The sequence below is a fragment of the Candidatus Binataceae bacterium genome (assembly GCA_035308025.1).
GTDB lineage: Bacteria > Desulfobacterota > Binatia > Binatales > Binataceae > JAJPHI01.
In genome coordinates this window covers 1-16620 of record DATGHL010000051.1, presented here as the reverse complement: position 1 = coordinate 16620, position 16620 = coordinate 1, and the positions used below count along the sequence as shown (strand labels likewise).

Genomic DNA, 16620 nt, shown 5'->3' with positions numbered 1-16620 from the left:
GACTGTCAGTAGCGCGGCGTAGCGGGATCGACCGTCGCCGACCATTCGTCGATGCCACCGCTCAGGTTCGACACGCGCTCGAAGCCGGTGCGCGCCAGATACTGCGCGACCTGCGCACTACGCATCCCGTGATGGCATACGACGACCAATTCGACGTCGGGGTCGAGCTCGGTCAGCCGTGACGGGATTTCGCCCATCGGAATATGTACCGCCCCGGGCAGAGCGGCGATGCGGAGCTCCTCGTGTTCGCGCACGTCGAGCACCGTGATCGCGTCGCCGCGATCGAGCCGGCGCTTGAGTTCTGCGGGTTCCAGTTCGCCTACTTCAGCCATCGTGATTTCACGTCCCTACTTGAGAATGGATGATCGATCTTGGTTGCGGAACCAACGGGTGTCAACGAGACCAACGGCGGTTGCGGGGATTGCTCGACCCGCAGACTTGCTCTCGATCCGCGCAGCGGCCCGCGCTCCGCTTGTGTTAGCGTTGACTGTTAACAGATTCGTAACGTAGCGTTGAAAATGCGGCGCGACGCTGCTTTCCCGCGATCCTCATGACCCACCTCAACAGCGACTATCTGGTGATCGGCGGCGGCATCGCCGGCCTGCTGTTCGCCCTCAAGGCCTCCGAGACCGGCTCGGTCACCGTGCTCACGAAGGCCGCGAGCAGCGAGGCTAACACCGCCTATGCCCAAGGCGGTATCGCCAGCGTCTGGAGCGTCGACGATTCCTTCGAGTCGCACATCGACGACACGCTCCGCGCCGGCGCCGGGCTGTGCGATCGCGCGGCGGTCGAGGCGATCGTGCGCGACGGTCCCGCCGTCGTGCGCGAATTGATCGCGCTGGGCACTCGCTTCACCAAGGTCGAGGAAGGCGGCGAACACGAGTACGATCTTGGTCGCGAGGGCGGCCATTCGCATCGGCGGGTGCTCCACGCCCAAGACCTTACCGGCCGCGAAATTATGCGGGCGCTCGGCGAGGCGGCGGGCGCGCGGCGCAATATCCAGATGCTCGAGAATCACGTCGCGATCGACCTGCTGGTGGAACAAGGGGCGGACCAGCGGAGCGAAGCGCCGCGAGCAGGCGAGTCCGCGAGCTGCGTTGAGCGAAACGTGTCTGCGACGCGTGGCCGAAGTCAGACCGCAAAGGGCAGGGCCGGCGCATGCTGGGGCGTCTATGCGCTCGAGAAAACCACGATGGCGGTACACAAGATCGTCGCGCGGGCGACGCTGCTCGCGACCGGGGGAGCCGGTAAAGTCTATCTCTACACGACCAATCCCGACGTGGCCTCGGGTGACGGCGTTGCGATGGCCTGGCGGGCCGGCGCACCGGTCGCCAATCTCGAGTTCTACCAGTTTCATCCAACCTGCCTGTATCACCCCGACGCGAAGTCTTTCTTAATCTCCGAAGCGCTGCGCGGCGAGGGCGCGATCCTGCGGCTGCCCGACGGCACGCCGTTCATGAAGCGCTACCATCCGGACGCCGAGCTCGCGCCGCGCGACGTCGTCGCCCGCGCGATCGACTCGGAGATGAAGCGTCGCGGCCTCGACTGCGTTTACCTGGACATCAGCCAGCGGCCTGCCGCCTACATTCGCGAGCGCTTCCCGAATATCTACAAACGCTGCCTCAGCTATGGCTTCGATCTGACGGCGCGGCCCATCCCAGTGGTTCCAGCGGCGCATTATATGTGCGGCGGCGTCACGACCGATCTCGCGGCGCGCACTGCGATTCCGCGGCTCTACGCCGCGGGTGAAGTCGCGATGACGGGACTGCACGGCGCCAACCGGCTAGCGTCGAATTCGTTGCTGGAAGCCGCCGTGATGGGCCGGCGAGCGTTCGCCGCCGCCCGCGAGCTCCTGCGGCACGATCGCTCTGCGCCGCCGGAATTTCCCGAGTGGGATCCCGGCAACGCGATCGAGAGCGAGCAACGCGTGCTGATTACGCAGAGCTGGGAAGAGATTCGCCGCCTGATGTGGAACTACGTCGGCATCGTGCGCAGCAACGTGCGCCTCGAGCGCGCGTTACGCCGCATCCGGATGCTCGACGAGGAGATTCACGGCTACTACTGGGACCATCGGATCGACTCGGACCTGATCGAGTTGCGCAACCTCGTGGCGGTCGCCGAATTGATCGTGCGCTGCGCATTAACGCGCAAGGAATCGCGCGGCCTGCACTACACGACCGATTATCCCGAACACAACGACGCCCACTGGCTCACGCCGACCGTAATCCGACATTAGCCCGCCGTCGCGTCTCATGGTCTCCGTTGCGATGTGTATGGCAACGCACTATCATACACATTGAGGATCGGAGATGCGGACCAACATCGAAATCGATGACAAGCTGATGAAGCAGGCGATGCGGCTTTCAGGGGCGACGACCAAGCGTGAAGCGGTGCAGCGCGGCCTTGAACTGCTGGTGCAACTGAAACGCCAGGAGGAAATTCGCCACTGGCGCGGCAAGCTCAAGTGGGAAGGCGACCTTCAAGCGATGCGGCGCGATCGTTGAGCGCGATTCGTGAAGCTCGTGGATTCGTCGGTGTGGATCGATTACTTCAACGCGCGCGCAACCCCTGAGACCGATCTGTTGGACCGCCTGCTATCGACGGAGCGTCTGCTAATCGGGGATCTGATTCTGACTGAAGTGCTGCAAGGGTTCCGCTCGGACGCGGATTTAAGCCGCGCGCAAGGGCTGCTGGCGGCCCTCGAATTTCGGCCGCTGGCCGGCCGTGAGATCGCAATTGCCGCCGCGCAAAACTTCCGCTCGCTGCGGGCGATCGGCGTGACCGTCCGCAATACGATCGACACGCTGATCGCGACATTTTGTATCGCCGAGGGGCACGAGCTGCTCCACAATGACCGCGACTTCGATCCCTTTGAGCGCCACCTCGCCCTCCGCGTCGCCCGCCCCTAGCCAAGGCGTGGCCTGAATCTCGATCATCCGCTTGTTCAAAAGTCTAATGGCTGTTATACGATGGATGAATCTCTGATTAATGCGATTAGAGGTCACTAACTGAGAAAGAGATCTTAGTGATGAAATCATCGGTTATGAGAATAAACGAGTACCTGACTGCGCTCATGCTGATTTTCATTTGCGCAAGGTCAGCCGATGCCGCGATTCTCTTCTACGATAATTTCACTGGACCGGTCATTGGACCGGCGTGGACAACCGCTCTTCCCGACGCGTGGCAAAGGACCCCACAGACTTCTGGAACCGCTACCTACATCGGCGCACCCGGTTTTGTCTCCTTCGGGGTTCTCGACGGTGCCTCGGTGCTCAAGCTGGACGATATTCTTAACGATGCGTCAAGGGTCGGATGGTCCTCGACAGCCGTCATTGCTCCCACCAAAACACCAATAATTTGCGAGGTGCGCTTCAACACACTGACGCTCGGCCCGACCACCAGCATCGACGGTTTTATGGAGCTCTGGCTGCTGGACGCGACCGATCAGACGAAATACGACAAGGTTTCTCTAGTCGCGCCGGAGTATGGCTCCGGTCGGGTTTTCGACGCTTTCAGCAGTGTTACTAATGCCCACCTCGACAGCGTGGACGCGGGCAGCGACTTCACATTTGCGGACAACACCTGGTATCGGATGGTCCTTACGGGCTCCATGACTCAAGGACTCCGCGCGGAAATTTGGGACGACTCTGGAAAAATACTAATCGGAACCGAGCTGGGGCATTCGCTTAGTGCCTATTCGTCCGGCTTCCGCGTGGGAATTTCGCAGGTGATGGGCGCGCCAGGAGCCTTCTATCCAACCAATGTTGCGATTGACTACGTGGAGGTTCTAACCGGCGCCAAATGACTTCTCTTCGGCGTGAAGCGCTGAGCGGCCCTTGGCGCGCCTGACTACTTTCTAATTGAGCAAAGCTGAGGCTGGGGGCACCGCGACCTCCGCCCCCGGGTAGCTAAAGGTCAGCTTGTCGTCAGCGAGGTCCACGATGACCTTGCCGCCTTTGGCGAGTTTGCCGAAGAGCACTTCGTCCGCGAGCACCCGTGCGATCTCATTCTCGATCAAGCGGCCGAGTGGACGCGCGCCGAAGCGATGGTCATAGCCATGCTCGCCGAGCCATTTTTTCGCCGCCTCGGTGACTTCGAGAGTGACCTTGTTCGCGGTCAGACGTTCGCGCAGTTCGCCGAGAAACTTCTCGACCACCTGCTCGATCACGACGGGGCTGAGCGGCGCAAACTCGATTATCGCGGAGAGGCGGTTGCGAAATTCCGGCGCGAACATCCGATCAATCACCGCCTTCGGCGAGCCGGTCGAAGTCGCGGCGCCAAAACCGATCATCGCGCGCGAGAGTTCCTGCGCGCCGGCATTGGTCGTCATCACGATGATGACGTTGCGGAAGTCGGCCTTGCGGCCGTTGTTGTCAGTCAGGGTCGCATGATCCATCACTTGCAGCAGGATACTGAAGAGGTCGGGATGGGCCTTTTCGATCTCGTCAAGCAGCAGCACGCAATGCGGGGTTTTGTTGATCGCGTCGGTCAGCAGCCCGCCCTGGTCAAAGCCGACGTAGCCCGGCGGCGCGCCAATCAGGCGCGAGACCGTGTGCCGCTCCATGTACTCCGACATGTCGAAGCGCAGGAACTCGACGCCCATGACCTTGGCCAACTGGCGGGCGACTTCGGTTTTGCCGACGCCGGTCGGTCCGGCGAAGAGGAAAGCACCGACAGGACGATCGGGATGCGCCAGGCCCGAACGCGCCAGCTTGATCGCGCGCGCGACCGCCTCGATCGCCGAATCCTGCCCATACACAACTTTTTTGAGATCGGGTTCGAGGTCCTGCAGTCGCGAGCGATCGGTTGACGATACCGTCCGCTCCGGAATCTTCGCCATCCGCGCCACTGTGCGTTCGGCGTCGCGCACGCCGACCGTAACGGTCTCGCCCTTCTTGCCGCGCAGATGAGCCGCGACCCCGGCCTCGTCCATCACGTCGATAGCCTTGTCAGGGAGGAAGCGGTCGTTGATATAACGCGCGGACATCTCGACTGCGGTGCGAATCGCTGCGGCGGTGTAGCGGACGTTGTGATGCTTCTCGTAGTAGCTCTTGAGGCCGTTGAGGATCTGCACGGCTTCATCGGGAGTCGGCTCGCCGACGTCGATGCGCTGAAAGCGACGGGCCAGCGCTTTGTCGCGATCGAACGACCTTTTGTACTCCTGGAAAGTTGTCGAACCGATGCAGCGCAGTTCGCCCGACGCGAGCGCCGGTTTGAGCAGATTCGACGCATCCATGGTTGAGCCGGAGGCCGAACCGGCACCGACGATCGTGTGAATCTCGTCGATGAAGAGCACGATCCGGCGGTCACCCGTCGCCGCCTTGATCACGGCCTTGAGCCGGGCCTCGAAATCGCCGCGAAAGCGCGTCCCAGCGAGCAGCGCGCCCATGTCGAGCGCATAAATCTGGATGTCTTTCAGCGCCTCCGGCACACGCCCGTCATGCACCGCCAACGCGAGACCCTCGGCCAGCGCGGTCTTGCCGACTCCCGCCTCGCCGACGAAGATCGGATTGTTCTTGCGGCGGCGCAGCAGGACGTGAATTGCGCGTTCGATTTCGGCCTTGCGGCCGATTAGCGGATCGATCGCGCCCTTGGCCGCGCGCTCCGCCAGATTGATCGCATAGGTCTTGAGCGCCTTCGCCGGCGAGAGCTTGGGCGCGCCACCCTCGTCGCTATCGCCTTCGGTGTCGGCCCCGCCCTCATGGTCCTCGTCGGTGTCCTTGGTCCCACGCACTTCGCGATCCTGATCGGCGCCGGTCTTAGAGACGCCGTGGGAAATAAAATTGATCACGTCGAAGCGCGTTACACCCTGCTCCAGCAGCATCGCGACCGCGGGCGCCTCGGCCTCCTGAAAGAGCGCGACCAGCACCTGCGAACCGTTGACCTCCTCGCGCCCGGACGACTGCGCGTGGAGCGCAGCCCGCTGCAGAGCGCGCTGCACTCCGCTCGCATAATGCGGTTGCACCCGCTCGCCTTTGGGTAAGCGTTCGATCTCTTCGTCGAGATAATTGAGCAGTTTCTTGCGCAGCGCCGCGAGGTCGGCGCCGCAATTCTCGAGCACGTTGCAAGTCGTGACGTCGTGCAGCATCGCGTACAGCAGATGCTCCAGGCAGACGTACTCGTGATGGCGATTAAGCGCCTCGGTCATCGCGAGCTGCAGCGTCACCTGCAACTCGCGGCTAATCATCACGCCGGGTGAAGCCATAATTCCAGAATACCATTGCGACGGTTAACGCACGGCCGCGTTTATTCCTTCTCCATCACGCACTTGAGCGGGAATTGACTGTCGCGCGCCAATTCCTCGACCGTGCGCACCTTGGTTTCCGCAATCTCGAACGGGTACACGCCCGCAATGCCCATCCCGTTCTGATGGACGTGCAGCATGATGCGCGTGGCTTCGGCCTGTTGTTTGTGGAAAATCTGCTTGAGAATTTCGACCACAAATTCCATCGGTGTGTAGTCGTCGTTGAGCAGGATGCACTTGTAGAGCGCGGGTTTTTTGGTCTTGGTCTGTTCTTTCGTGCGACGCTCGGTGACGATGCCGCCGTCACCATTGTCCGCGTCGCGGCTGCGCGCGATTATCCTGGCCATCTCTTGAACCTCTGCCGCCGCTGCGATCACTACTGGAGAGTTTATCAGAATCGTGCGCCCCTCGCATCGGATCCGGATCGCTCTGCGCAGCAGCGCTCCGCTGATCAAGAATCTTAACGCAGCTCCAGGGGGCGGCGGAGTCCGCGACGCGCGGCCAAAGACAAGACTCGCTTGCTCGCTCCGCGCAGTAGCGCTCCGCTGATCAGGAATCTTAACGCAGCTCGCAGACTCGCTTGCTCGCTCCGCGCAGTAGCGCTCCGCTGGCGGCGGCGGCTAAGCTCACAGACTCGATGGCACGAACCCCGGGGATAGCGCCTGGCGACAGCGGCGCCGCTGAAGTCGAGATCACGATCGTCGAGCGGATGCGTGATTTCGGACGCGACGACTGGGACGCGCTGCTCGCTGCGGACGACTCGCCCTTTCTCGAATGGGATTGGCTGGCCGCGATGGAGGAGTCGAAAAGCGCGACGCGCAAGACCGGCTGGGCGCCGTATCATCTCGCAGCCCGCCTCAAGGACAGCCGCCGCGTTATCGCGGCCTGTCCACTCTATCTCAAAAGCCACAGCATGGGTGAGTTCATCTTTGATCAGGGTTGGGCGGACGCCGCCGAACGCGCCGGGCTCCAGTATTACCCCAAACTGCTGGTAGGTGTGCCCTTCACTCCGCATACCGGACGCCGATTTTTGGTCGCGCCGGAGATTGATCGCCCCACGATGGTGCGCGCGCTGGCACGGGCCCTCGCGAGTCTCTGCACTGATAACAAACTCTCCTCGGTGCACGTCAATTTCTGCGCCGAAGACGAAGCCGCGGCGCTCGGGGAGTTCGGCTTTCTGGAACGTCTGGGCTACCAGTATCACTGGGTCAGCGCCGGTTTCACGACCTTTGACGATTACCTCAACCAACTCAAGAGCAAACGGCGCTACGCCGTACGGCACGAGCGCGCGGCGCTGATTGGTCAGGGGATCGAGGTGCGCGCATTGGTCGATAGTCAGATCCCCGATGCGATGTTCGATGAAATCTACCAAATCTATCTCTCGACGATCCAGAAGCTCTACTGGGGCCGCCAATACCTGACGCACGACTTTTTTAATCTGGTCCGCGATCATTTCAAACGCTATCTCTGCTTCATTGGTGCATGGCGGGGCAGCGAGCTCCTCGCCGGTACGATCAACTGGCAAAAGGCAGGAGTCTTTTACGGCCGCTATTGGGGCAGCTTCGAGGAGGTGCGCTACCTGCACTTCAACGTCTGCTATTACGCGGCGATCGAACATTGTATTGCGAGCGGCATCCAGCGCTTCGAGCCCGGCGCGGGCGGCGAGTACAAATGGCTGCGCGGCTTTAACCCGGCCCTCACCCGTAGCATGCATTTCGTTGCACACGACGGCTTGCGCAAGGCGATCGCAAATTTCCTCGCGCGCGAACGGCGCGAGGTCGAACGCTGGATCACCGAGGGTCACGAACGCGGTCAACTGAAGGCGCCCCCGCCCTCCAACGTCGAGAACGCGTAACCAGCGCAGGTGCCCCTATGACTTCGGATATTCCGCCGACCGGGAGCGCAGAAGCGCCGTTGGACATCGCGCGCCGATTCGCTCCGCAGATCATCGAACGCGCGGCCGAGTTCGAGGCCGCCCGGCGCATTCCGGCGGACTTCGCGCGCAAACTCGCCGAGGCCGGACTCTATCGCCTGACCCTGCCGGCGGAAATCGGCGGTTACGAGCTTCATCCTAAGGAGTACGTGCGCGTGATCGAGGAGCTCGCCCGCGCCGACGGCTCGCTCGGGTGGTGCGTCATGATCGGGACGACCAACGCCCTGCTCGCCGCGTTCCTGCCAACTCAAACGATGCGCGAGATTTTTGCGAGCGACCCGCACGTCATTACCGGCGGCGCGGCGGCGCCCTCGGGTAAGGCGCTCCCTGTGGAAGGCGGTTACAAAGTTTCCGGCCGCTGGAAATGGGGCAGCGGTTCGCAAAACTGCGCTTGGCTAGACGCCGGCGCGGTTGTGGTTGACGCCGCCGGCGCGCCGCAGATGCGTCCCGACGGCCAGCCGGAAATCCGGACCCTGTTCTTCGCCGTGGACCAGGTCGAGATCATCGACCTCTGGGAAACCTCCGGCCTGCGCGCCACCGGCAGCAACGACTTTCAGGCGACCGAGGTTTTCGTGACGAAGGAGCGTTCGCTCGTCCTCGGCTACGCGCGTCGCGTTGTCGATCGTCCGCTCTACCGGATGCCGTTCTTTGGCCTGCTCGCGGTTGGGGTCTGCGCGGTGGCGCTCGGTATTGCGCGGCGCGCGATCGACGAGTTAATCGCACTAGCGGTGCGCAAAACTCCGACATGGGAGCGCGACCTCCTCAAGGACAGCGTGCGCGTTCAGACCGCGGTGGCCGAGGCTGAAGCAGCGCTGCGCTCGGCGCGCGCCTTCCTCTTCGAGACCATCGACGCGGCCTGGGATTCTGTGCACATGGGCCGCCGCGCGCCGCTCGAACTTCATCGCGACCTGCGGCTCGCCGCGGTCAACGCCGCGTGGCAGTCGCGCAAAGCTGTCGATCTGGCCTACGACCAGGGCGGCGGCTCATCGATCTTCGCGAGCCATCCGCTGCAGCGATGCCTGCGCGACGCCCACACCGTCACGCAGCACGTGATGGTCAATCCCGCGATGTGGGAATCGACCGGTCGGCTTTTTCTCGGCACGCGCAAACTCCCGGCGATGTTCTAGGCGTTTCATGTTCTGAAGGTTCGTGCTCGGGGTGCAAATGTTCTGCGTTCCCCTCCTCCGATTCCGTTCGCGGCCGGCAGAAATAGACCGCGCGGAGCTTCACGCGCGCGGGCGCGGATCATAAGCTATCAATGCTCCAGTGGAGAGGCGGCCGAGTGGTCGAAGGCACCAGATTGCTAATCTGTAGAGGCCGTTTTGCCAGATCAGTTCAGGCCACAGAACCCTTGTGAATCAAGGGTTTTTCCGCTTCTGATCTCCTGCCAGATCATCTCACGCGAGATCATGTTGGACACTTTTGGACACTTAGCTGAAGAAGGAAATCTCGACTTTCGTGGCTCGATGACGAAAGACTTCGGGGCCAGAAATACCTTCAGAGGCTTGCTCGCAAGCCGGAGATGGCTCGATTAACAAATAGGATAGGAACAGCTCGACCGGACCTCAGGCGCTCAAACACCAACGTTCGTGATTTCCCACGCATCGGGGCCTGATTGGGACATCCTCGCACCATGGCGCTTTCCAATAGCGAGGAACTTCTCCGAAAGAGATGTTGGCGTGTGCCTAAAAGTGACTTGCAACTCTCGTCTAGACGAATCGGCTCGCGCGTCGTCTATTATCCCGAGAATCTCATCAACAAATGAGGGAGTTACGGCGTCTATTCCCGCGAAGTCCAAGACGACTTGCCCGTCAGCTTTGATCGAAGAATCGATTTCCGGGCGCAGCGCCGCTGCCGACTCGCGCGTAACGAGAATTTTCCGTTTCAGGTGCTTGAATACCTCTACTGAACGCATACGACACCTAATCCTATGTAGGAATTGAGGCTGACACGAGTGTACCGGGGAAGAGCACAGGCGTCCGGCTAGCGCCGGATCTAGCCCCTCCGCCAGTTCTGCGCAAAAGGCCGATTCCAGAGTGAATAATGAGCCGACGACCCGGTTTGGCCATGTCCTCCGCTACGCCAAACAGCCCGATGCCACGCCTATTGGAGCCGGTGCCGGATATTCCCTCTTCTAGGGCCATCTCGACTGCTGTCCAGTCGTAGGTCGCGCGTCGCCGCAAATCCGGGTTAGCTTCCAAAGATGCTTTGATTCCAATTCCACCGTCGCCGACTGCGCAAACAAAACGCTCGCCGCTGTCGGACTGATAGAATTGAATGAGGCCAAGGCAGCCAATTTCGGATTGCGAGTGCTGCACAGCATTCATAGCGAGCTCCGCAAATACCTCCGCCACTACTGAATAGAGATTCGCAGCGCCAACTCCCGCCGCGCTCAACCGCTCGCTCGCCTGATTCGCGATCGTGTCGACTTCCGTTTCGGTAGTGAATTGCGTGATCGGTATGATCAGTCGCGTAGCTGCTCCGCTGCCCACTCCTCGGTCGTCCACTTCTACACCGTTATCCTGAAGTATTCTGAAGAGCTCCATGGATTTCAGATAGATTGCCACGCCAAGGTTCTCCGGAACCAGAAGTCGACAGCTAGAATTTCTTTTCGCGGCGAGAAGACCATAAACGCCGCACCATAGCGCCGCAGCGGGCTGGATGAATTCGCACGCCCTCAAGTCGATGTCTACTTCGCGTTCTCGAAAATCGGGGCGCCGTGGATCTTCTGATGCTGACCTAGGATCAAGGTCACCAGCGTGGACGAAATGAGATGGGGCTTGGATCTCCATTGGCACCAGTATACCCGGTCCTATGGCGCTGGGGCAGTCGTCAGCACGGGCAGCAGCCCCTGGTCCGGCTCGGCGCTCGGAGCCGCTTCCGTCCTTGGCCGATCTGAAAAGCTTGCCACACAGCACTAATTTGCCCGCAACCGTTTCTCGGTCGCGTCTCCTGCCTCGTAATGGCAAGGAACTTGCTCAACCAACAAATCCAGTGAGCCGCAGTTTGATGTATGAATTCCTGATTTTCACGGTGAGGCGTTCGCATGGAGAGCAACCCATATCTCGAAGCGCGTCGCGAATGGGATGAACGATACGCCGATCTCGTTCTCGGCAAACGCAACTGGCAGATTGCCGCTGGCGGTCTTCTGCTGCTGAGTCTGATTCTCGCCAGCGGTATCGTCTGGCTCAGCAATCACAGCCGGTATATCCCCTACGTCGTTGAAGTCGACAAGCTCGGATATGCGCTGACGGTGCCGCAACCCCTCACGCCGGTTGCGTTGCCGGACGTGACCGCGCGAATGGAGCGCTACGAAGTCGCCGCCTTTATCCGCGACGCACGCTCAGTCACCAGCGACGCGCAGGTCGAGCATCAGATGCTGAACGCGCTGCTCGCGCATACGCGCGGCGCCGCAGACCGCTTTTTCGACGAGTACTATCACTCCGACAACTTCTCCCATAACCCGTTCAAGATCGCGGAGAAGCAGACCGTTTCCGTTCAGATCGATTCGATCCTTCAGCTCTCGCCACGCAGCTATCAGGTGCGATGGACCGAACAGCAGCGTGATCTGAACGGGATCGCCATCGGGTCAGCGTCCCACTGGGAGGCGGCGCTTGAAACTGAAATTGTTCCGCCGAGCTCCGATGACGCGATCGTCAGCAACCCTCTTGGGTTTTGCGTGACGCAGATCAGCTGGACCGAACAGCAAGGATAGGCCGGCAACAGAATAGGAGGCCGATCGATGAGACGGATCGCCATCGCAGGAACGATCACCTTGGCGCTGACGTTGGGAGCGTGCGCGGCGAAACAGCCACCAACACCGCCGGCGCTGAACCTGGTCACCGAGGCCGAACCCAAACCGGAAGCGCCGCCAGCTCCGCCAACCGCGGAGCAGGTCCTTGCAGCACAGCCGCCCGAAGTTCGGCAGGCAATCAAACAGCACGACAACAGCGGCGATTGGCCAATCTACAAGACGCCTGCTTACACGCTCTATCCGTATAACCAAGGCCCTCCGCCCACGGTCGATTGCGAGCCACTACGAACTTCAGACATTCAGCTGCAGCCGGGCGAGACGATCACCGACGTTGCGATTGGTGACAGCGAGCGTTGGATGGCAACGCCCGCCTCCTCTGGAGACCCGCGAGATCCCGTACCGCATCTCGCAGTTAAGCCGCAAGCTTCCGGCATCCAAACCAACCTCACGATCTACACGACGAAGCACATCTACCACTTGCTGCTCCGCTCGCGCGGAAGCCACGCGGTGCAGGAGGTCGAGTTCTACTACCCCGACGAGCTGATCACGGGGATGAAAAATGCCGACTCCGCGTCGAAGGCACAACATGATGCGGCAGCCGATCCGCCGGGCGATGACTCCGGCAACATGGTGAAGGTTGCCAACGTCGATCCGGCACAACTCAACTTCGCGTACACGGTTGGCGGACCGAACGTTCCGTGGAAGCCGATCCGCGCCTTCGATGACGGTTCGCACGTGTACATCCAGATGCCGCCAGGAATGAATTCGAGCGAGGCGCCGGCGCTGCTTGTGAACGCAAGCAGCGGGACGCAGATGGTGAACTACAGGGTCAAGGGAAACTACTACGTCGTCGATCGATTGGTCACCGACGCAATTCTCGTATCAGGAGTCGGACGTGACCAAGACCGCGTGACGATCAGCTACGCGGGAGGGGCGAGGTGAGACCATGGCGACTGCGAATATCAGACTCGACGGCCCGGGCGATCTTCAGGACGAACCGGAAGACTTGCTGGAGCAGGAGCATCCCGGAGGTGGCCGCTTCAACCGGCTCATACTGATCGCGTTCGCCGCCGTCGCGATCGTGAGCGGCGTGGTGGTGGCGCTCGGCGTCGAGTCATCCGGTTCCGGGCAGAGTGCGCTGCAGAAGCCGACCGACGCTCCCGGAGCATCGGCACGCAACAACGGCGAGATCGCGGATCTTGCGGCGCATGGCGGCAGGGCACCGACAGCACCGACTTTCGTACCGCCTCCGGCCGTCGTTGCACCCGCGCAAACGACCATTCAACAAACACCGCCGCGACCCCCAAGCCGTTACGCGCAATGGGCCGAAGAGAAGTACATGAAGGCACTCGAATCGCCGCAGATGGTCTCCGCGTTCCATGGAGGCGGAACGCTGGAAATCGCCCGCGCGGATGGCCAACAGAGCACGAACTTCAACCCTGGTAATTCGACAGATCCCACCGTGACACTTCATCCGCCCGCATCACCATTCTCGGTTATGGCGGGAAGCGTGATTCCAGCCGTACTCGTAAGCGGGATCGACTCCGATTTGCCGGGGCCATCCTGGCCCAGGTCAGTCAGAACGTCTTCGACAGCGCCACCGGAAAATATCTGCTCGTCCCGCAGGGGAGCAGACTCATCGGTGTGTACCAGTACGCGTCCGCCTACGGACAGCAACGCGTCGAGATCGCGTGGCAGCGGCTCATCTTCCCGAACACCTCGAGCATGAATCTCCCGCAGATGGCGGGAGCGGATCAGGGTGGTTACGCAGGGTTCACGGACGAGGGGAACAACCACTACCTGAGAACCTTCAGCACCGCGGCGCTCATGAGTCTCATCAGCGCCGGCCAAATGGTCGGACAGATGGCGACGTTTGGTGGCAGTGGCGCTTCGTACGGACCGTACGGCTACTACCAGCCGAATCAGTGGGCTATGGCGAGCGAGATGGCCGGCTCTGCCGCATCGGGGCAGTTCGGCGCTGTGGGTCAACAGATGATCGGCCAGGGGATGAATCGGCCACCGACGATCGAAATCCGGCCAGGTTATCAATTCAACGTGATGGTCACCGAGGACCTCGTATTCCCCGGAGCCTACAAGGGTTGAACGTACACAAATCGTACACGCACCTCGTACGAGATTGTGCACAAGACGAACACAAAGCCGAATCAAGGAGAACGACGATGGGAGTGCTGAAACGCAAGGAAGAACCGACCGAGACGATCACGTTGCGCGTGCCGGCTTCAGTGAAGGCGGAGATCGATCGGCTTCGCGAGCGCACAAGCGAGGCGGGCTTCGATCTGAATGGGACCATCTGCGAATCGATCATTCGGCTGACGCGGCAGGTGCGCGACGAGATGGATGGGTTGGAGGGGAACGCCACGGAGAAAGACCGTTCTCGAAAGCCTGCAAAAGCGAACGGACTGGTTCATTCAGATCGGAAGCTGCCCGCCAGCGCTGCTGATGGTCAAGGCGGAGTGTAAAGCGATGTGCGTCAGAGTTCGGAATGGAGTGGGATCTGTGATCGAAGTGCTGAGATCTGCTGCGGGCGGACGGAGGGCTCTGAGTGCTGCGTTTGGAGTGGTGAAGGAGTGGGGTAAAGGGCGTTCGTTCGTAGAGCAAGATAAAGCATCTGCGGTGCAGTGCCGCAGATCCGTCGTTTTCTCCAACCTTCTCACGGCCTTTCCCCCACTTCAGGGCATCTGGAGCGGCCAGCGGCACAGTACGGCGAAAAGCACCTTAGATCAGGTCGTTTCAAGACTGCATTTCGAGTGCTTTTGGCACGCGCGCAGACCCGTCTTAAAGATGCTCGGACCAGTGATTGCAATGGCCTTCATGGTCGCGCTGGGAAGAGTCCTTAGCTTGCGCATTTCACTTACCGACAGCGCCGCGCCGGCAGGGATTTACCGAATCGTGCATGGAGTATCTGTTGATCGCGGTGAGCTGGTTGGAGCCTGCCTACCGCCATCGATCGCACAGGAAGGACTAGCTCGCGGTTACCTCTCCAAAGGCGATTGCCCAGGCGGAGCCGAGCCGGTCGCGAAAATCATCGGAGCGCTTCCAGGTGACATTTTGGAAGTGCTGCCCGACTGCGTTTCAGTCGACGGAAAGACGTTCGCTGACAGCGCCGTGGCAGCGCGCGACAGCATGGGCCGACCGCTCCAGCATGTGTCTTGGGGGACCCACCAGGTCGCGCCCGGCGAAGTCTGGCTATTCGGTTTCAATAACGCTCGTAGCTGGGACGCCCGCTACTTCGGACCGGTTCCGCTTTCGGGAGTTCGGGGAGTTCTCCAGCCGATTCTCGCGTGGTGATCATGGCGACAAACGGACATAGCCACGAGCAAGGACTCAGAGTCCATCACCTCGCCAATCTTGGCGGATTGGTAGCAATAGCCGGCCTTGACCGCGAGCCTCCGGACTTCCTGCTCGGAGCGTTGCTCAGCGTCTCGCACGAGAGGGCAACCCTCGACGCGGCGCAGCGCGCACGGGTCGCAGCGGCCGGACGAGAGCGGCTCGAAGAGCGGGCCACCAGCAAGCGCGCGTGGAAGTCGTGGAGCCGCGCAAAGGAACTTCATTCGGTCACACTCAGCAGTGCGCAGGTCAGAGAAATCATCGAGGCTCTGCACGAACACGCGCCAGAGAATTCGGCGCAGCTCATTGCCAGCCTGAGCGCATTGCTCACGGAGTCGACGCATGAGCCGGCGTAGGTTCTTCGGCCAGAAGGAGGTCGATATCAAGCTCCGTCTCGCGCCGACGGAGCGTCCGCGTCCGCTGATTCCGTGGTGGGCGGTTGCGTTGCGGCGAGTGCGGGTAAGGTGGGGAATTCGGCGCAAATCGTGGGGCAGTCTCAGCGGCGGACAGACATGGCGCCGGGTCGCCCTGGACCCACACGCCTACTCTCGCCGTTCCGTGGTCAAAGCGTCGTTCAAGCGCAACGATCATACCGGCGGTTGGGCGGCCCATGCCCGCTACCTGTCGCGCTCAGGAGCACAGCGCGAGCAGGACAAGGGTCAGGGCTTCGATGCTGAGCACGACGCTATCGATATGGTCGCCGTCGTGCGCGACTGGGAGAAGAAGGACCAGTTGCTCTGGCGCTTCATCGTCTCGCCGGAGGACGCCTCTAGGCTGGATCTTCAGGAACACGTGCGCGGCTTGCTCGAAAAGATGGAGCGTGATCTCGATACCAAGCTCCAGTGGGCCGCCATCGATCATCACAACACCGACGACGACCATATCCATCTGCTTGTGCGAGGCGTTCGCGATGACGGACGGCCGCTGCAGATCGACCGTGAATACCTGAAGCTCGGCATGCGCGGACGAAGCCAAGAGATCGTGACGAGGGAGTCTCGGCCCGCGACTTGAACCCGAGGTCCTGCGTGCGCGCGAGCGCGTCATCCTGAAAGAGCAATGGACCGAAATCGATCGAACCCTACAGCGCAAGGCGAACGGGTCTGGCGTCGTAAGTTACGAACAGTTCCAACCGCGAGCGATGCTTCCCGCGTGAGAGCAGAGCAGGAGCTGGCACGATTGCAGTTCCTCGAAGGCATTGGACTCGCCCGGCGGCTTGGCGAAGCACGCTGGGAGTTATCGCAAGACCACGAGCGGAATCTTCGCGAGCGCCAGCAGTCGAAAGACATCATCAAGAGCCGGGCGCGCAGCCAGCGGCATGACCGTGATCACGGACTCGATCGC

General features: G+C 61.3%; 19 protein-coding genes. 14 read left to right on the top strand and 5 right to left on the bottom strand.

The genetic code is table 11. The features are described 5' to 3' along the window. Window positions 1-5: 5 nt before the first annotated feature. Window positions 6-332, bottom strand: coding sequence for a rhodanese-like domain-containing protein (locus VKS22_15655; protein ID HLW72048.1), 327 nt, complete (start codon window positions 330-332; stop codon window positions 6-8). 218 nt (window positions 333-550) lie between these two features. Between VKS22_15655 and nadB the strand changes: the two genes are divergently transcribed. The 4 genes from nadB (at window position 551) to VKS22_15635 (ending at window position 3805) form a co-directional block, all read left to right on the top strand. Further along, complete coding sequence (nadB, locus tag VKS22_15650; GenBank protein HLW72047.1) at window positions 551-2236, top strand: L-aspartate oxidase; 1686 nt, start codon at window positions 551-553, stop codon at window positions 2234-2236. Between the two features lie 73 nt (window positions 2237-2309). Next, window positions 2310-2504, top strand: a complete 195-nt coding sequence (locus tag VKS22_15645; protein HLW72046.1) for a type II toxin-antitoxin system VapB family antitoxin — start codon at window positions 2310-2312, stop codon at window positions 2502-2504. Between the two features lie 9 nt (window positions 2505-2513). Beyond that, window positions 2514-2909, top strand: a complete 396-nt coding sequence (locus tag VKS22_15640) for a PIN domain nuclease (GenBank protein HLW72045.1) — start codon at window positions 2514-2516, stop codon at window positions 2907-2909. A gap of 119 nt (window positions 2910-3028) precedes the next feature. Beyond that, window positions 3029-3805, top strand: a complete 777-nt coding sequence (locus VKS22_15635; GenBank protein HLW72044.1) for a hypothetical protein — start codon at window positions 3029-3031, stop codon at window positions 3803-3805. A 51-nt stretch (window positions 3806-3856) separates the two neighbouring features. Here VKS22_15635 and clpA read toward each other — a convergent pair whose 3' ends face one another. Further along, the gene (clpA, locus tag VKS22_15630) at window positions 3857-6205 is read right to left on the bottom strand and encodes an ATP-dependent Clp protease ATP-binding subunit ClpA (protein ID HLW72043.1); all 2349 of its coding nucleotides are present in this window, start codon (window positions 6203-6205) and stop codon (window positions 3857-3859) included. A gap of 41 nt (window positions 6206-6246) precedes the next feature. Next, window positions 6247-6591: an ATP-dependent Clp protease adapter ClpS gene (clpS, locus tag VKS22_15625; GenBank protein ID HLW72042.1), complete on the bottom strand. Its 345-nt coding sequence runs from the start codon at window positions 6589-6591 to the stop codon at window positions 6247-6249. A gap of 290 nt (window positions 6592-6881) precedes the next feature. Between clpS and VKS22_15620 the strand changes: the two genes are divergently transcribed. Together VKS22_15620 and VKS22_15615 are read left to right on the top strand one after the other, a co-directional pair. After that, on the top strand, window positions 6882-8099 hold the full coding sequence (locus VKS22_15620) for a GNAT family N-acetyltransferase (protein HLW72041.1): 1218 nt from the start codon (window positions 6882-6884) through the stop codon (window positions 8097-8099). 17 nt (window positions 8100-8116) lie between these two features. Further along, a complete protein-coding gene (locus VKS22_15615) occupies window positions 8117-9304 on the top strand; it encodes an acyl-CoA dehydrogenase family protein (protein ID HLW72040.1) in 1188 nt (395 codons plus the stop codon). A gap of 446 nt (window positions 9305-9750) precedes the next feature. Here VKS22_15615 and VKS22_15610 read toward each other — a convergent pair whose 3' ends face one another. Continuing rightward, entirely contained in the window at window positions 9751-10092 is a 342-nt protein-coding gene (locus VKS22_15610; GenBank protein ID HLW72039.1) for a DUF4325 domain-containing protein, read from the bottom strand. A 13-nt stretch (window positions 10093-10105) separates the two neighbouring features. After that, complete coding sequence (locus VKS22_15605) at window positions 10106-10744, bottom strand: hypothetical protein (GenBank protein HLW72038.1); 639 nt, start codon at window positions 10742-10744, stop codon at window positions 10106-10108. Between the two features lie 479 nt (window positions 10745-11223). Between VKS22_15605 and VKS22_15600 the strand changes: the two genes are divergently transcribed. From VKS22_15600 to VKS22_15565, 8 genes are all read left to right on the top strand, one after another. Next, window positions 11224-11892: a VirB8/TrbF family protein gene (locus VKS22_15600; protein HLW72037.1), complete on the top strand. Its 669-nt coding sequence runs from the start codon at window positions 11224-11226 to the stop codon at window positions 11890-11892. A gap of 27 nt (window positions 11893-11919) precedes the next feature. Further along, window positions 11920-12873 (top strand): P-type conjugative transfer protein TrbG, encoded by a 954-nt coding sequence (gene trbG, locus VKS22_15595; protein ID HLW72036.1) that lies wholly within the window; start codon window positions 11920-11922, stop codon window positions 12871-12873. Window positions 12874-12877: 4 nt separating this feature from the next. Next, a complete protein-coding gene (locus tag VKS22_15590; GenBank protein ID HLW72035.1) occupies window positions 12878-13660 on the top strand; it encodes a hypothetical protein in 783 nt (260 codons plus the stop codon). Then, window positions 13543-14034: a TrbI/VirB10 family protein gene (locus VKS22_15585; GenBank protein ID HLW72034.1), complete on the top strand. Its 492-nt coding sequence runs from the start codon at window positions 13543-13545 to the stop codon at window positions 14032-14034. The genes VKS22_15590 and VKS22_15585 overlap by 118 nt, the downstream gene beginning before the upstream one ends. A 77-nt stretch (window positions 14035-14111) precedes the next feature. Continuing rightward, window positions 14112-14411 carry a hypothetical protein gene (locus VKS22_15580; protein HLW72033.1) on the top strand — a complete coding sequence of 100 codons (300 nt, stop codon included), beginning with the start codon at window positions 14112-14114 and terminating at the stop codon, window positions 14409-14411. 100 nt (window positions 14412-14511) lie between these two features. After that, window positions 14512-15240: a conjugative transfer signal peptidase TraF gene (traF, locus tag VKS22_15575; protein ID HLW72032.1), complete on the top strand. Its 729-nt coding sequence runs from the start codon at window positions 14512-14514 to the stop codon at window positions 15238-15240. Between the two features lie 2 nt (window positions 15241-15242). Continuing rightward, on the top strand, window positions 15243-15635 hold the full coding sequence (locus VKS22_15570; GenBank protein HLW72031.1) for a conjugal transfer protein TraD: 393 nt from the start codon (window positions 15243-15245) through the stop codon (window positions 15633-15635). Beyond that, on the top strand, window positions 15622-16290 hold the full coding sequence (locus VKS22_15565; GenBank protein HLW72030.1) for a hypothetical protein: 669 nt from the start codon (window positions 15622-15624) through the stop codon (window positions 16288-16290). The genes VKS22_15570 and VKS22_15565 overlap by 14 nt, the downstream gene beginning before the upstream one ends. Window positions 16291-16620: the final 330 nt, after the last annotated feature.